This window comes from Clostridium sp. 1001275B_160808_H3 (assembly GCF_015550425.1).
Lineage (GTDB): Bacteria > Bacillota > Clostridia > Clostridiales > Clostridiaceae > Clostridium.
The window spans coordinates 2275-19487 of the sequence record NZ_JADNAT010000005.1 but is presented as its reverse complement, the minus strand read 5'-3'; the positions used below and the strand labels follow the sequence as shown (position 1 = coordinate 19487).

Below are 17213 nucleotides of genomic sequence, written 5' to 3'. Positions count from 1 at the left end.
CTCTGTTCCTCTAGTTAATATTAATGCTTAAAGTGTCTAATACCCGTAAATACCATAGAAATTCCATGTTCATTACAAGCATCAATAGATTCTTGATCTCTTATTGATCCTCCAGGTTGTATTATTGCTTTAATACCATTTTTAGCACATTCATCTACTACATCTCTAAATGGGAAGAAGGCATCTGAAGCTAAAACCGTTGCACCTTTCCCTCTTTGGAGTGCTTCTTCTGTTGCCCAGATTCTATTAACTTGTCCTCCACCAATTCCGACTGCTACTCCATCTTTTATAGCAACAATTGCATTAGATTTTACGTATTTAACTACCTTCATACCAAATAATAAATCTTTCATTTCTTCTTCTGTTGGTGATTTTTCTGTTACTACTTTTAAATCATCAATTAAATTTTTATCTTCTTCTTGTAATAATATGCCACCATCAACTGTAACCATATATTTTTTATCCTTTGGAGTATTATTACATTTAATTACTCTTAAGTTCTTTTTAGTTCTTAGTACTTCTAAAGCATCTTCATCAAAATCTGGTGCAGCTACTACTTCTAAAAATATTTTAACCATTTCTTCAGCTGTAGCCTTATCTATTTTTCTGTTTATTGCAACTATTCCACCAAATATTGATGTTTCATCTGCATCATGTGCTTTTTTGTAAACTTCAAATGAAGTTTCTCCAATAGCTACTCCACAAGGGGTGTTATGTTTAAGTCCACAGCAAGCTACTTCATCAAATTCAGATGCAACCTTCCAAGCTATATCTAAATCTTTAATATTGTTGTAAGATAACTCTTTACCATTAAGTATTTCAAAACTATTCATAGCTCCATCAAATTCTGTTGAACCATAGTAAGCTGCACTTTGATGTGGATTTTCTCCATATCTTAGGCTTTGTTTTTTCTTATATGATATTGAAAGGTACTCTGGATATTCTTCATCTTCTAATAAGAAGTTAGATATTGCTGCATCATAAGCACTCATTAAATTAAATACTTTTCCTGCAAGCTTTTTTCTTAACTTTAATGAGACATCTCCATTTTCAGATATTTCTTCCATAACAGCTTTGTAGTCTTCCTTATCTGAAATCACTACTACATCTTTAAAATTCTTAGCTGCTGCTCTAAGCATTGTAGGTCCGCCAATATCTATAAACTCAATCTTTTCATCAAAGCTTAAATTTTCCCTAACCTTTTGGAAAAATGGATATAAATTAACTATAACCATATCTATAGGATTAATATTTCTTTCTCTAATAGTTTCCATATGTTCATCATTATTTCTTATAGCAAGTATTCCTGCATGAATAATAGGATGAAGAGTTTTAACCCTTCCATCTAACATCTCAGGAAAGTTAGTAACTTCATTAACTTCAATAACATTAACTCCATTATCCTTAAGATGTTTATAAGTACCACCTGTAGATATTATTTCAACACCCTTGCTTTCTAAAAAATTAGAGAATTCTAAAATACCATCTTTATCAAAAACACTAACTAAAGCTCTTTTTATCAACTTAAAAACCCCCTTAAATTAATGGACAATTGATAATTGATAATGTACAATTATCAATTGTATTTATTCTCGTTTTTCCATTTATAATTTCAACTTTATCTCTACTAATCAAGTCAATTGCTTTTGGCAATATTTCATGTTCTTTTTCTAATACTCTTTTTTGTAATGATTCTTTTGTATCTTCAAAATAAACTGGCACCACTTCTTGAAGTAGTATTGCTCCACCATCTACCTCTTCATTTACAAAGTGAACTGTGCATCCTGAATATCTTACTCCAGAATTTATAACTGCTTCATGAACTTTTAATCCATACATTCTTGGCCCACAAAAGCTTGGTATCAATGATGGATGTATATTTATTATTTTATCTTTAAATTCTTTTAGGATATTTCCTTGTAATATTGAAAGATATCCTGCAAGAACTATTAAATCAACTTTCCCCTTAGTTAATTCTAATATCTTATCACATGCAGTATCTTTATATTCTTTTTTAGATACTACATGAGTCTTTATTCCTTTTTTCTCCGCTCGCTCTAAAGCAAATATTCCCTCTTTACTTCCTATAACCATTTCTATCTTACAATTTAATTTTCCATCTTCTATTGAATCTATTATTGATTGAAGGTTTGTTCCTCCACCTGATGCAAGTACTGCTATTTTAAACAAACACCTTCACCTCCAGATGTTATATAACCTATATCATAAGCTTTTTCTCCCATTTCAATTAACGCTTTTATAACAGGCTTTGCATCTGCTTCATTAACACATAGTACAAACCCAATCCCCATATTGAAAGTATTGTACATATGCTCCTTATCTACACCTTTTTCTATTATCTTTTCAAATATTAGCGGCAATGGATAGCTATCTTTTTTTATTACTGCTGTAAAATTTTCTCCATTAAACATTCTTGGAATATTTTCTATAAATCCACCACCTGTAATATGTGCCATTCCTTTTATTTCAAAGCTTTCAAGTAATTCTAAAATTGGTTTAACATAAATTTTTGTTGGAGTTATTAAAGTTTTCCAAGCTTCTTTTCCACCTAAGTCTTCATTTAAATCTTCAAATAATTTTCTTACTAGTGAATAGCCATTAGAATGTAAACCTGAAGATGCAATACCTATAAGCTTGTCTCCTTCTTTAATATTCTTACCATTTATTATTTTATCTTTATCTACAATTCCTACAGCAAAACCTGCCATATCGTATTCACCATCTCTATAAAACCCTGGCATTTCAGCAGTTTCTCCACCAACTAAGGCACAGTCTCCTTGAAGACATCCTTCTGATACACCTTTTACTAAATCTGCTGCAACTTCAGCTTCTAACTTTCCGCAAGCTATATAGTCTAAGAAAAATAGTGGCTTTGCTCCATGGCATAAAATATCATTAACACACATTGCAACACAATCTATTCCAACTGTATCGTATTTTCTAGTTTTAAAAGCTACATCAAGTTTGGTTCCAACTCCATCTGTCCCAGAAACTAAAACTGGTTTCTTGTATCCTTCTGGAAGCTCAACCATTCCAGCAAAGCTTCCAAGTCCATTTAGTACATAATCACTCATTGTTCTACTTGCATATTCTTTTATAAGCTTTACTGATCTATATCCTTCTTCTATATTAACTCCAGCTTCTTTATAAGTTATCATTTAACACACTACCTTTCAGCTTTTATTTTGCTCCTTCTATAGGTGTTGCTACTGGATATATTCCATTAAAGCAACCAACACAATATCCACAGTTTTCTTTAAAGCAACTATACATACCTTCCATACTTAAATATCCTAAGCTATCGCATCCTATTGCTTCTCTTATTTCTTCAATTGATTTTTTAGCTCCTATAAGCTCACTTCTATATGGAGTATCTATTCCAAAGTAGCAAGGAAATTTAACTATTGGTGAAGCTACTAAAAAATGTACTTCTTCTGCTCCTGCCCTTCTTAAAGAATCAACTAAGTGCTTTGATGTTGTTCCTCTAACTATTGAATCATCAATTAGTACAACTCTCTTTCCACTTATATTTGCTTTAAGTGGATTTAATTTTACTGCTACAGCTCTTTCTCTAATTTCTTGAGAAGGTGTTATAAAGGTTCTGCCCACATATCTATTTTTTACAAATCCAGTATCATAAGGTATTCCTGAAGCCTTTGAATATCCTATTGCTGCTGGTATTCCTGAATCTGGAACTGCAACTACCACATCTGCATCTATTTTATATTCTCTAAATAATTGTTCTCCTGCCCTCACTCTTGATTCATGTACATCTAATCCATCAATTGTTGAATCTGGTCTTGCAAAATAAATATACTCAAAAGCACATGTCTGACATTGTGTATTTTCTGAATACTTATAGGATTTAATTCCATTATCATCTATAATAATTATCTCACCTGGATCTACATCTCTAACTAGTTCTGCTCCTATTGCATCTAAAGCACAACTTTCTGATGATAGTACATAACCTTCTTCTGTCTTTCCAAGACATAATGGTCTAATTCCATGTGGATCTCTAACTCCTATAAGCTTATCATTTGTCAAAATTACCATTGCGAAAGATCCCCTTATTGCTTGTATAGAATCAAATATCGCCTTTTCAAGACCTTTTTTAGCTCCTCTTGCTATAAGATTTGCTATAACTTCTGAATCTATTGATGTATGAAAGACATGTCCCCCATCTTCTAAAAGTTCTCTAATTACATCAGCATTTACTAAAGTACCATTATGAGCCATTGCTATTGAACCAAGCTTAGTTTGGCTAAGTAATGGCTGTGCATTTTCAATTCTAGTATCTCCGCATGTAGAATATCTAACATGCCCTATTGCTGCAAACCCTTTAAGTCTATTCAAATCATCTTTAGAAAAAGCTTCTGTAATAAGCCCCATTCCTTTATGAATATCAACACTTTCACCATTTGCCACAGCTATTCCTGCACTTTCTTGCCCTCTATGCTGAAGTGCATACAACCCATAATAAGTCATAGATGCAACATCCATAGGCTTATTTACATAAACACCAAAAACACCACATTCATCCTTAAATTTATCATTACTCGGATCCAAAATTAAATTTGAGTTCAAAAAAACACCCCCAATATTAATTGACAATTTATAATGGACAATGGATAATTATGGATAATTATTGATGCAATTTAGCTTAGCTGAATTGCTTATAATTTTAACTTTAATAACTCAGCTTGACTGAGTTATTACCTTAATTGCGCATTTTCCATTGTCCATTATCATTATTAATTATTTTTGTATTCTGTTTAATATTTCTATATAAGCATCTTTTACATTTCCAAGGTCTCTTCTGAATCTATCCTTATCTAGTTTTTCTCCTGTTGTTGCATCCCAGAATCTGCATGTATCTGGTGAAATTTCATCTGCTAATATAACTTCTCCATTGTATCTTCCAAATTCTAATTTAAAATCTATTAATCTTATATTTTGCTTTATGAAGAATTCTTTTAGTAAGTTATTAATTTTTGCAGTCATTTCATAAATCTTGTTTAGTTCCTCAAATGTAGTAGCTCCTATCCCTACTGCATGATAATCATTTATTAATGGATCTCCTAGTGAATCGTCTTTATATGATAATTCAAATACTGTAGTTTTAAGTTCAAATCCTTCTTCTAATCCTAATCTTTTAGCCATTGATCCAGCTGCTACATTTCTAACTATTACTTCTAAAGGTACTATTTCAACTTTTTTACAAAGTTGCTCTCTTTCATTTAATTTTTCTATAAAGTGTGTCTTTATTCCATTTTCATTTAGCATTTCAAAAATCATGGAAGTAATTGCATTATTTAAGGCTCCCTTATCTTCAATTTGCCCTTTCTTTTCTCCATTAAATGCTGTTGCATCGTCTTTATAGTACACAATAACTTCGTCTGCCTTTTCTGAAGCATATATTTTCTTTGCTTTTCCTTCATACATCATTTCTAATTTTTCCATTATAAATCTACCCCTTCTCCATTTTCTTCTATAAACTTACTTTTCATATCTAATCTAAATTCATTTAATTTTTCTCTTAACGAACTATCTTTTATTGCAAGCATTTGTACAGCAAGCATTCCTGCATTATAACTGTTATTAATTCCAACTGTTGCAACTGGAATTGATTTTGGCATTTGAACTATTGAAAATAAAGCATCTAACCCCTCCACTGCTCCTTTTATTGGAACTCCTATTACAGGCATAGTAGTTTGAGAAGCTATAACACCAGGCAGATGAGCTGCAAGCCCAGCTCCTGCAATAACAACTTCACACCCATTTTCTTCAGCTTCCTTTAAAGTTTCCGTTAACTTTTCAGGAACCCTATGAGCTGATAATACATAAGCTTTAAACTCTACTCCAAATTCTCTTAAGCAATTAGCTGCTCCCTTCATAACATCAGTATCAGATTTACTTCCAAAAAATATTGCTACCTTCATATAAAAACACCCCTTCAAATTAAGAATTAAAAATTAAGAATTAAAAATATAGAACATATCTAGTTATCGTAGCCTTTATATTCACAATTTATTATCTTTTTGAATTAAAGAAAATACTTCACTCCTGCTTTAAATATCTTTTGATCAAAGTTTCCTGGAACATTTTTATATAGGTTTTCTCCTATTCTTTCTGAATGTCCCATTTTACCAAGTACTCTTCCATCTGGACTTGTGATTCCTTCTATACCTAGCATTGAACCATTTGGATTAAAAGGCATATCGCTAGATATTTCACCATTTAAGTCAACATATTGAGTTGCTATTTGTCCATTTTTTCTTAACTTTTCTATTAACTCTTGTGGAGCAACAAATCTTCCTTCTCCATGAGAAATTGCAATCGAATGTATATCTCCTAGATTCACTTCGTTAAACCATGGTGACTTATTAGATACTATCTGGGTTCTAACTATTGAGCTCATATGTCTATTGATTTCATTGTAAGTTAAAGTTGCCATATCTTCTTTTATATCTACAATTTCACCATAAGGTACTAATCCTAGTTTTATCAGTGCTTGGAAGCCATTACATATACCAAGCATTAATCCATCTCTATTTTTTAATAGATCCATTACAGCATCTTTGATTCTTTCATTTCTAAATACCGTTGCTATGAACTTGCCTGATCCATCTGGTTCATCTCCAGCTGAAAATCCACCTGGTAACATAATTATTTGGCTTTCTCTTATTCTCTTTTCCATTTCTAAAATCGATTGGTTTAATAAATCCTTGTTCATATTATTTAAAACAAACTCTGAGACTTCTGCACCTTCATTCTGAAAAGCTCTTGCACAATCATATTCACAGTTTATTCCTGGGAAAACTGGAATAAATACTTTTGGTTTTGCAATCTTTATTAAAGGAGTATTTATTTCCTTAGATTCATATAGTATTGTTTCAATTTTTTCTTTTTTATTTTCTGTTTTTACCTTAAATACATCTGATAACTTTTCTTCTAGTATCTTTTCTAAAACTTCTATATCAAAATTAATGTCATATTCCTTTGAAACTATAGCCCTATTTTCTGTTGTATTACCTATTACTTTATAAGCGCAACCATTAAATTCTTTTTCTATTTCAACATCATTATTAACTTCTAAAACTAAGCTTCCATAATTAAGTTCAAATAGTTCCTCTTTATTTATCCCTTCAAATTCTACCCCAATCCTATTTCCTAAACTCATTTTAGTTAAAGCTTCTGCTACTCCGCCAAATTTTAATGATGAAGCAGAAATAACTTTTTTATCTAAAATAAGCTCATGTAACTTTTCTAAATTCTTCTTATATCCTTCTACTTTCAATGTCATATCTTCATTTTTTTCAGCTATTAAAAGCACTATTTTAGAATTACTATTTTTAAATTCTGGTGATATAATATCTTTAGCTTTAGCAACATCAACTGCAAAGGCTACTAATGATGGAGGTACATCTAAATCCCCAAATGTACCTGACATAGAATCCTTACCACCAATTGCTGGTATTCCTAAATCCATTTGTGCTTGATATGCTCCAAGTAATGCTGAAAAAGGTTTTCCCCATTTGTTCTTATCTTTTCCTAATCTCTCAAAATACTCTTGCAATGTAAGTCTTGCTTTCTTATAATCTCCACCCATAGCTGAAAGTTTTGTTACTGCTTCTATTACTGAATAATATGCCATATGATAAGGACTCCACATTCCCATATCTGGATTAAATCCATATGTCATTAATGTTGCATCTTTACTTTCTCCATTTAAAACTGGTATCTTAGCTGCCATACCTTCTGCTGGTGTTGTTTGATATTTTCCACCAAAAGGCATAAGCACAGTTCCTGCACCTATAGTTGCATCGAATCTTTCAACTAATCCCTTTTGCATTGATACATTTAATCTTCTTAGTGTATTAATCCACTCTTCTTTTATATCCACGTCTTTTATATTAAATGGATATTTCTTTGGAGATTTTACTTGTACTTCTATTGTTTGTCTTGCCCCATTTGTATCTAAGAATTCTCTTTTTAAATCTACAATATTTTTTCCTCTCCAGAACAATCTAAGTCTTTCTTTATCAGTTACTTCAGCTACCTTAACAGCCTCTAAATTTTCTTCTTCACATAAATTTATAAATTTTTTCTCATCTTCTTTATTAACTACAACTGCCATTCTTTCCTGTGATTCTGAAATAGCAATTTCCGTTCCATCTAAACCTTCATACTTTTTAGGCACTTTATCTAAATCTATATCTAACCCTCTTGTTAATTCCCCAATTGCAACTGAAACTCCACCAGCTCCAAAATCATTACACCTTTTTATCATCCTTGAAACTTTAGAGTTTCTAAATAGTCTTTGAATCTTTCTTTCAGTAGGAGGATTTCCTTTTTGAACTTCTGCTCCACACTCATTAATTGAATCTTCTGTATGTTCTTTAGATGATCCCGTTGCTCCACCTAATCCATCTCTTCCAGTTCTTCCACCTAAAAGAATTACAACATCTCCTGCTTTAGGCTCTTCTCTAACCACATTCTTCTTAGGTGCTGCTGCTATAACAGCTCCAATTTCCATTCTTTTAGCAACATAATTAGGATGATATATTTCTGCAACTTGTCCTGTAGCAAGACCTATTTGATTTCCATATGAACTGTATCCATGGGCTGCTCCTAAAGTTATAGTTCTTTGAGGAAGTTTTCCTTTTAATGTTTCTTCTATATTAACTGTTGGATCTGAGGCTCCTGTAACTCTCATTGCTTGATATACATAAGTTCTTCCTGATAATGGATCTCTAATTGCCCCACCAAGACATGTAGCTGCTCCTCCAAAAGGTTCTATTTCAGTTGGATGGTTATGTGTTTCATTTTTAAACATTACTAGATATTCTTCTATTCCATTATTAGTTTCTATATTCACATTTATTGAACAAGCATTTATTTCATCAGATACATCTAAATCTTCTAATAGACCTTTCTTTCTCATTTCCTTCATTGTTATAACTGCAATATCCATTAATGTTTCATCTCTATCAGTTTCACCATAAACAAAATTTCTTGACTTTAAATATGCTTCATAAGATTTAATTATTGGTTTTGTATAAAGTCCTTCTTCAATAACAACATTTTCTATTGCTGTTGAAAAAGTTGTATGTCTGCAGTGATCTGACCAGTATGTATCTATAACTTTTATCTCTGTAATACTTGGATCTCTATTTTCTTTTTTAAAATAATCTCTAATAAGTTTTATATCATCTAGGCTCATAGCAAGATTCATACTACTATGAAAACTCTCTATTTCTTTATCATTTTTATCAATAAATCCATTTAATATCTCCACATTTCTTGGCTCTGGAAGTTTTGATGATAACTCTAAGTTATCTATATCTACCTCTCTTGAATCAACTGGATTTATATAATAATTTTTGATTTTTTCTACTTCATCTTTTGTTAAAGTACCTTTTAGTATTATTATTTTTGTCCATTTAACTTCTACTTTTTCTCCTGAAGTCAATAATTGATAACACTCCGCAGCCGAATCTGCTCTTTGATCATATTGCCCCGGTAGATATTCAACTCCAAAAGCTACTTCATTATCTTTTACTTCAAAATTATTTTCGTAAACATTATCTACAGTTCGTTCTGAAAATATTGTATAAAGAGCTTTTTTATAATCTTCTTCTTTCATTTCCCCTAAAGTATATTTATTTACAAGTCTAACTTCTTCTAAAGAATTAATTCCTAAGTTATTTTTATAATCTTCAAGCATACTTTTTCCTTCAACATCGAAGCATCTTTTTTTCTCTACAAATATACAACTCACCTTCAACCTTCATACCTCCAAGCTAGTATTTTCCAAAATTAAACATACGAATGTTTTTTTATAATATAAATATATATTTCGTTATTTATATCTAAAGATTACCACTCTGTTATATAATTGTCAACTTTATTAAATATATTTGCAATATAATTCGTATATTAACGAATTATATTGCAAATATATTTAATAATAATTCGACTTCATTTAAAGTTTATTTTATATCCATTTTATGTGAACTTATGTATTAATTATTTTTTTAAATTTGTTATTTAAATATCATTTTTACACAAACTAATATGGAGATAATTGAAGGTGGTGTTAATATGAAACATAACGCAAAAGAAAATTTAACAATAGCTTTAGATGAGCTTTGTTCATGTCAAAATCATCTAAACACTGCTTATTTACATGCAGAAGAAAATCATAATAGAAATGAAATTCATACTGCACTTGAAGCTATAGGTAGCGCTGTAGATTCCGCACAAACTGCTTTGAAAAATTATAAAGATTAGAAGGAGGTATTTAATATGGGACATAAGGCAAATGCAAAAGATGAATTAAAATGTGCTCTTTCTGATGTTACTCACGCTCAACAATTATTACATGATGCTATTAAATCTGTAGAGCAAGATGATAATAAGCAACTTATTCAAGATACTTTAGCAAATGTTAATGAAGCATTACATGCAACAAGAACTTCAACTTATGGATTTAAAGATTAATAAAATAAAAAGACTGTAGGAAAAACCTACAGTCTTCAGTTAACTATCTTCTGTTGTTTTGAGCTTTTCTTGCTCTTCTGCAATCAACGCATCTTACTGGTTCGTTGTCGAATCCTTTTTCTTTGTAGAATTCTTGTTCTCCTACTGTGAATACGAATTCCTTACCGCAGTCTTTACAAATTATTTTCTTATCTTCCATTTTAAATCCTCCATTCTAAAGACCAATATAATATCAACAAATCTCTACAATGGAGAAAGCTAATTTCTATTCAATCTTTAAACAAATATTTCGAAGTCTCATGACCTACTACTATATTTTATCATATATTTTTTTTTTTTGCTAGTAGTTTTTATTATATTAATCATAATTTAACACACTTTCTGTTAGTATATAATAGCATTTGTCAACATATTATATTCATTTCTTTTACATTTTATTTTTAATTTTTTACAAAAATAAAAGCTATAGGAAAACCTATAGCTTTTATTAATTACAACTATCTTCTGTTGTTTTGAGCTTTTCTTGCTCTTCTGCAATCCATACATCTTACTGGTTCGTTATCGAATCCTTTTTCTTTGTAGAATTCTTGTTCTCCTACTGTGAATACGAATTCTGAACCACAATCTTTACATACTAATTTCTTATCTTCCATTTTAAATCCTCCATTCTAAAGACTATTCAAGTAATTACTAATCTCTATAACGGAGAATATCATTATCTTTCAAAATCTTTAAACAAAATATTGTTAGTCTTATCGACTACTTATTCATAATAACATACTTAAATTAAAAAAGCTACTATTTTTTAATTTATTTTTCAAAAAAATACCGGTAGCTTTAACTACCGGCAAAGAAACCTACGTAACCCCGTGGGGTCATTTTTATTCTTATCATATTTATATGTTTATATTCTTAGTTTTATAATAATTTTATTTATATATTATGTGATTTTATTTTGATTCATGAACATTTTTACTATAAACCTTCTCTATCACATAATATTTCTAATAGTTCTTTTGGAGTTTTACCTCTAGAATTCATATGAAATTCAACTTCTTTTATTCTATTTTCCATTTTTTTAATAAAGTCATTTGTTTCTTTACTATTAAGTTCTTCATTATCAACTCTGGTATCATCTAAACTCAATTTAATTATATCTATAGCTTCAATTAATTCTTTTCTATAATCCTCATTACTTTTATTATCTTTATTGTTCGCTATTACTTCAATAGATGTTCTTTGATTATCATCCTTTATTTGATATATATAAAAATTATAATCATTCGGTTTCCCCATTAAATAATATCTGAGATTTCCATTCTTTTTAAAGTTCTCCATCGAATTAGAATGTTGACAAAAGTATATAGTTTTATTTTTATCTATTAAGTCAGTAATAGCTTGTGAATGAAACGTAATATTATTAGGTCTAGAATACTGAACTATATCTCCTGGCAATAAATTCAAATAAATTTCATCCCAATTTACTAATGCTTCTATTATTTTATATTCCTTGTATGAATGAGCTCTTTTATATTCTTCTCCAAAATGTAAATGAAAAGGCTGTGCAGCTGTCCACGTTGAACTCCTATTAGGTAAGTTAGGAGAATAGTAAAACCAAGATTTTATACTTGTTGCAGTTGATTTATCCCCAACAAACTCCATTCCTCCAGCCCTTAAAACTTGAGATACAAAATTAGTACAATCTCCACCATCATTTACGTAATTATAATATTTACTATTAGATGATGTTGCCCATTTTATTGCATATTCTCGAGCTAATTCTCTATTATAATTATCATTTTTAACTTCTGCTGATATAGATTGCATATCTATACTTGCTATAAATAATACTAACATTAAAAATAATAATAAAAATAAATTTACTTTTCTTTTGATTAAACTTTTCATATTTTATCTCTCCAGATTATTTTAAACTATATTATATCTTTTGAAATAAAAGCAATTTCAATACATATTAATTACTTAATAAAAATCATCAAAAATGCACATAATAAAACAGACGTTGCAACAGATATTCTCATCATCTTTGTATCCTTATTTAAATCTCTTGGTATAAATTTAAATTCTTTATCAATCACTCTTTTAGAAACTCTACTTCCTATTATAATTACAGTAAAAATATAACCTATGAGAGAAGTAAAAATATCTGCTATAATTGCAATTCCACCATATTGAATCATACAAAAAAAGCAAAAAAGTTAAGGATGTCTTGCTTCGCAAAGCTTAATTTAAACTTACACGAATCATTTTCTGTTCAAAAATCCTTAATGGATTTTTCACACCTTAACTCTTTCGCTTTTTTATTCTTTCATTATTTCACTTTATTCTTTGCTTCCTTTAAGCATTTCGCCTATAGCTGCAATGCTTCCAAGTGAAGATAAAGTTTCATTTGGTAATATAAGCTTATTAGCTGGGTTGTTAGCCATTTCTTTAAGAGCCTCAACTTGTTTTAAAGCAATAACTGTTTCGTTAGTACCTGACTCTATAATTGCTTGGTTCACCTTTCTTATAGCTTCAGCTTCTGCTGTAGCTATTTCTTCTATAGCTTTAGCTTTACCTTCTGCTTCAAGCAATTGAGATTCTTTTAAACCTTCAGCTCTTCTGATATTTGCTTCCTTTTCAGCTTCTGCTGCAAGTATCTTAGATCTCTTTTCACCTTCAGCCTTTTCAATTTGAGATTGTCTTTGACCTTCTGCTTCAAGAATCATAGCTCTCTTATTTCTTTCTGCTTTCATTTGCTTTTCCATAGCTTCTTGAATTTCTGTTGGAGGTATTATATTTTTAATTTCAACAGAAAGTATCTTTATACCATATGCATCTGTAACTTCATCTATAATACTTAAAAGATCTTGATTTATTTTATCTCTTCCTGATAAAATTTCATCTAAACTCATGTTACCTAAGATATTTCTCATATTAGTTGTTGCTGAATATACGATACCTGATCTATAGTCTTCAATATTATATACAGCATCTTTAGCATTTAATAGCTTATAAAATATAACATTATCTACAGATATTTTAACATTATCTTTAGTAATAACTGATTGTGGTGGTACATCTAAAATTTGTTGCTTTGTTGAAACTTTTTTTCTAACAAAGTCAGCAAAAGGAATTAAGAAGTGCCATCCTGGTTCTAAAGTTTTATGATATTGACCAAACCTTTCTACAACGTATAAGTATCCTGTGTTTACGATTTTAATTGATGATAAGATTACTATTAATACAAAAAGTATTACTACTCCTGTAATTATTAACCCTACTAAACCATTCATCTAAATTTCCTCCTCTTTTTTAATTATTAATTTAATACCCTCAATACCTGTGATTTTAAAACTTTCGTCTTTTCTTATCACTTCTCCTGAGTTTTGTACAGTCCAGTATATTCCGTCAACTTTAATTTTAGCCCTATCTATTATATCTTCTTCTGCTTTCATAACTCTTCCTATATAAGTTTCTTCCATTAAAGGTGTACGTTTAACACCTTCTTTAAATTTACGTTTTGCCCATGGATAACCTACTGAAACAGTTATTAGATTTACTACTAAGAAAAGTACTACTTGAACCCCAAATGTTACTCCTAGTAAATCAGCTATCATTGCAACAAATGCTCCTACAGCAAACCAAGCAAATAAAAAATTACTTGTTGCTATATCTATAGCAATTACTACAGCTGCAACTATAATCCAAAAAATTACCGCTCCCATTATTTCCCCCTCCTTTTTTCATTTAAGAATATTATATCATTTTTTAGTAAAAATTTGAATTCGATTAACTTATGAATTCATTATAATATATGCATTACTTTATTACAATATCTCTTTTATCTTTTTATAAGGTATTTTATAACCTTTTGTTTCGTTTAAAGACATCTTTCTTTTATTATCATTGATTTTCTATAGTTTTCCTTTTATTATTTAAATATATCATTTAATTAATACTTATATATTTAATACAAATAGTATATTTAATTATTAATATTCTTATTAAATAAATTTTTAAAATTATATTTGCTATTTAACTAAAGAAAATCATTAAGACATTTTTAAACAGAAATTACTTTACAAGGATGTTTTTAGTTTTGCAAATTAAAACCTCCTTAACTTTTCACTCTTAACTTTTCACTTATAAATTGCTAGGAGTTTTTTTATCACTGTGAATTTTAAATATAAAAAAGAGTTACAATACTTATATACTAAGTATTGTTTAATTTAATATGGATTGGAGAGATTTTATGGATTTTATAAAAGTTGCAGCTGCATGTCCTATCACTCGTGTAGCAGATATAGACTATAATTTAGAAAATATATTTATTTGTTTAGATGAAGCATATAAAAATGGGGCTAAATCAATAGTTTTTCCTGAATTAGCTATTACTTCATATACTTGTGGTGATTTATTTATGCAATACAGCTTATTAGAAAAAGCTAACTTGGCAATAGAAAAACTAATTAAAAAGAGCACTGGCCTAGATATGCTGATTGCTATAGGAGCTCCTTTAAGCTTTAAAAATGTATTGTTTAATTGTGCTTACATAATTTTCAACGGAAAACTTCTTGGAATAGTTCCAAAATCATATATTCCAAATTACAGTGAATTTTACGAAAAACGTTGGTTTAGTGAAGGTCTTGGAGTAATAGATGAAAAGGTAGATTTTGCTTTTCAAAAGGATGTTCCATTTGGAACTAATTTAATTTTCACTTCAGGAAGATATAGTTTTGGATTTGAAATTTGTGAAGACCTTTGGGTTACAATTCCTCCAAGTTCATATCTTTCACTTCTTGGTGCAAATATAATAGGAAATCTTTCAGCATCTAATGAACTTGTAAGCAAAAAAGATTATAGAGAAGCTCTTATATCTAACCAAAGTGCTAGATGTATGTCTGCTTATATTTATTCATCTGCTGGAGTTCATGAATCCACAACAGATCTTTTATTTAGTGGACATATGTTAATTGCCGAAAATGGTACTATTCTTAAAGAAAATGAAAGATTCCAAAGAGATAATGAAGTTATCTATTCATGTATAGATGTATTTAGATTAAACAGTGAAAGGCTTAAAAATATAAGCTTTAGAGATGCTTCAAGAATAGTACCATTTGAAGCTGAAATAATAAACTTCACTTATAATAATACTGAAATAAATAACTTCGATAGATTTATAGATAAGCATCCTTTCGTTCCAGCTAATATTAAATTACGTGAAGAAAGATGTAAGGAAATATTTAATATTCAAGCTGCTGCCTTAGCTAAGAGAATGGAACATACTAATTTGAAAAAAGCAGTTATAGGTATTTCAGGAGGACTTGATTCCACTTTAGCTTTACTTGTAGTGGTTAAAACCTTTGAACTTCTAGGTTTAGATAATAAAAATATTGTTACTATTACAATGCCTGGTTTTGGAACTACTGATAGAACTTATAATAATGCTTTAACATTATGTAAGGAATTAGGTTGTGATTTAAGAGAAATTAATATAGTAAAAGCTGCTCTTCAACACTTTGAAGATATTGGTCATGATAAAAATATTCATGATGTTACTTATGAAAATGTTCAAGCTAGAGAAAGAACTCAAATTCTTATGGATTTAGCCAATAAAGAAGGTGGATTATTAATTGGAACAGGAGATCTTTCTGAATTAGCTCTTGGATGGTGTACTTATAACGGAGATCATATGAGTATGTATTCTGTTAATCCATCAATTCCAAAAACTCTTGTTAGATATTTAGTTAGATATGTAGCAGAAAAGGAATCAACTACTGAAGTTTCAGATACACTTTTAGATATATTAGATACTCCAGTTAGTCCTGAACTTTTACCTAAGAGTGATAAGGGTGAAATTACTCAAAAAACTGAGGATATAGTTGGACCTTATGAACTGCATGACTTCTTCCTATATCACTTTATTAAACATGGTTCTTCAAAAGAAAGAATAAAGCTTCTTGCAGAACAAGCATTTAAAGATGATTATAGCAAAGAAGAAATTGCTAAATGGCTTGATAAATTTATTTATAGATTCTTTACACAACAATTTAAGAGAAGTGCTTTACCTGATGGACCTAAAGTTGGAAGCATATCATTGAGTCCACGTGGTGATTGGAGAATGCCTTCTGATGCTTCCTTTAACTCATTTAAGTAAATTATAAAAGAATCACATTATGCTCCGGCACTGCTAATATTACTTCGGTAAGAGTTTTTATAATTGATCTTATTTAAATTTTCTAAATTTCCATAACTCGCATTCGCTCAAACAATGGAAATTCTTAACGAAAATTTAAAACAATCAATTATAAAACTCTAATACCTTGTAATAATGCAGACCTCCACATAATGTGATTTTTTATAAACATAAATTGAGTTAATTAGTCAGTAAATTATATAAATTAATGCTTAGTTTTAGAACAGTAATTCTTAACGGTATTTTGAAACATAGAATTATAAAACTCCAACAGTTCATGATAATACTACTTTCCATACAATATCTTTCTTTTTATATAAAACTAGTTGCACTTCATCTAACTTTTATCACATTATCTTATTTAAATTTTCTAAATTTCCATAACTCGCATTCGCTCAAACAATGGAAATTCTTAACGAAAATTTAAAACAATCAATTATAAAACTCTAATACCTTGTAATAATGCAGACCTCCACATAATGTGATT

General features: G+C 29.6%; 16 protein-coding genes. 3 read left to right on the top strand and 13 right to left on the bottom strand.

Going from position 1 to position 17213, the window contains the following annotated elements; genetic code table 11:
- Window positions 1-20: 20 nt before the first annotated feature.
- The 7 genes from purH to I2A75_RS05100 form a co-directional block, all read right to left on the bottom strand.
- Window positions 21-1523, bottom strand: coding sequence for a bifunctional phosphoribosylaminoimidazolecarboxamide formyltransferase/IMP cyclohydrolase (gene purH, locus I2A75_RS05130; protein ID WP_195263407.1), 1503 nt, complete (start codon window positions 1521-1523; stop codon window positions 21-23).
- A 13-nt stretch (window positions 1524-1536) separates the two neighbouring features.
- Window positions 1537-2190, bottom strand: coding sequence for a phosphoribosylglycinamide formyltransferase (gene purN, locus I2A75_RS05125; protein WP_195263406.1), 654 nt, complete (start codon window positions 2188-2190; stop codon window positions 1537-1539).
- Window positions 2178-3179: a phosphoribosylformylglycinamidine cyclo-ligase gene (gene purM / locus I2A75_RS05120; protein ID WP_195263405.1), complete on the bottom strand. Its 1002-nt coding sequence runs from the start codon at window positions 3177-3179 to the stop codon at window positions 2178-2180. Before purM ends, purN begins: the two co-directional genes overlap by 13 nt.
- Before the next feature lie 22 nt (window positions 3180-3201).
- Window positions 3202-4608, bottom strand: coding sequence for an amidophosphoribosyltransferase (gene purF / locus I2A75_RS05115; RefSeq protein WP_195263404.1), 1407 nt, complete (start codon window positions 4606-4608; stop codon window positions 3202-3204).
- Between the two features lie 171 nt (window positions 4609-4779).
- Window positions 4780-5484 (bottom strand): phosphoribosylaminoimidazolesuccinocarboxamide synthase, encoded by a 705-nt coding sequence (purC, locus tag I2A75_RS05110; RefSeq protein WP_195263403.1) that lies wholly within the window; start codon window positions 5482-5484, stop codon window positions 4780-4782.
- The gene (gene purE, locus I2A75_RS05105; RefSeq protein ID WP_195263402.1) at window positions 5484-5963 is read right to left on the bottom strand and encodes a 5-(carboxyamino)imidazole ribonucleotide mutase; all 480 of its coding nucleotides are present in this window, start codon (window positions 5961-5963) and stop codon (window positions 5484-5486) included. The genes purC and purE overlap by 1 nt, the downstream gene beginning before the upstream one ends.
- Before the next feature lie 104 nt (window positions 5964-6067).
- Window positions 6068-9811 (bottom strand): phosphoribosylformylglycinamidine synthase, encoded by a 3744-nt coding sequence (locus I2A75_RS05100; RefSeq protein ID WP_195263401.1) that lies wholly within the window; start codon window positions 9809-9811, stop codon window positions 6068-6070.
- Between the two features lie 317 nt (window positions 9812-10128).
- Here I2A75_RS05100 and I2A75_RS05095 point away from each other — a divergent pair, with 317 nt between their 5' ends.
- The gene (locus tag I2A75_RS05095; protein ID WP_195263400.1) at window positions 10129-10317 is read left to right on the top strand and encodes a hypothetical protein; all 189 of its coding nucleotides are present in this window, start codon (window positions 10129-10131) and stop codon (window positions 10315-10317) included.
- 15 nt (window positions 10318-10332) lie between these two features.
- Window positions 10333-10527 (top strand): hypothetical protein, encoded by a 195-nt coding sequence (locus I2A75_RS05090; protein WP_008677525.1) that lies wholly within the window; start codon window positions 10333-10335, stop codon window positions 10525-10527.
- A gap of 43 nt (window positions 10528-10570) precedes the next feature.
- On the opposite strand, the gene I2A75_RS05085 is transcribed toward I2A75_RS05090, so the two are convergent.
- The 6 genes from I2A75_RS05085 to I2A75_RS05060 all read right to left on the bottom strand — a co-directional run bounded on the left by I2A75_RS05085 (window position 10571) and on the right by I2A75_RS05060 (window position 14255).
- Window positions 10571-10726, bottom strand: coding sequence for a zinc-ribbon domain-containing protein (locus I2A75_RS05085; protein WP_195263399.1), 156 nt, complete (start codon window positions 10724-10726; stop codon window positions 10571-10573).
- A 298-nt stretch (window positions 10727-11024) separates the two neighbouring features.
- A complete protein-coding gene (locus I2A75_RS05080; protein WP_195263398.1) occupies window positions 11025-11180 on the bottom strand; it encodes a zinc-ribbon domain-containing protein in 156 nt (51 codons plus the stop codon).
- A 322-nt stretch (window positions 11181-11502) separates the two neighbouring features.
- Window positions 11503-12435 carry an amidase domain-containing protein gene (locus tag I2A75_RS05075; protein ID WP_195263397.1) on the bottom strand — a complete coding sequence of 311 codons (933 nt, stop codon included), beginning with the start codon at window positions 12433-12435 and terminating at the stop codon, window positions 11503-11505.
- A 71-nt stretch (window positions 12436-12506) separates the two neighbouring features.
- Window positions 12507-12728 carry a hypothetical protein gene (locus I2A75_RS05070; RefSeq protein ID WP_195263396.1) on the bottom strand — a complete coding sequence of 74 codons (222 nt, stop codon included), beginning with the start codon at window positions 12726-12728 and terminating at the stop codon, window positions 12507-12509.
- A gap of 141 nt (window positions 12729-12869) precedes the next feature.
- Window positions 12870-13823 carry an SPFH domain-containing protein gene (locus I2A75_RS05065; RefSeq protein WP_195263395.1) on the bottom strand — a complete coding sequence of 318 codons (954 nt, stop codon included), beginning with the start codon at window positions 13821-13823 and terminating at the stop codon, window positions 12870-12872.
- A complete protein-coding gene (locus tag I2A75_RS05060; RefSeq protein ID WP_195263394.1) occupies window positions 13824-14255 on the bottom strand; it encodes an NfeD family protein in 432 nt (143 codons plus the stop codon).
- A gap of 527 nt (window positions 14256-14782) precedes the next feature.
- Here I2A75_RS05060 and I2A75_RS05055 point away from each other — a divergent pair.
- Complete coding sequence (locus I2A75_RS05055; RefSeq protein WP_195263393.1) at window positions 14783-16687, top strand: NAD(+) synthase; 1905 nt, start codon at window positions 14783-14785, stop codon at window positions 16685-16687.
- Window positions 16688-17213 lie beyond the last annotated feature (526 nt).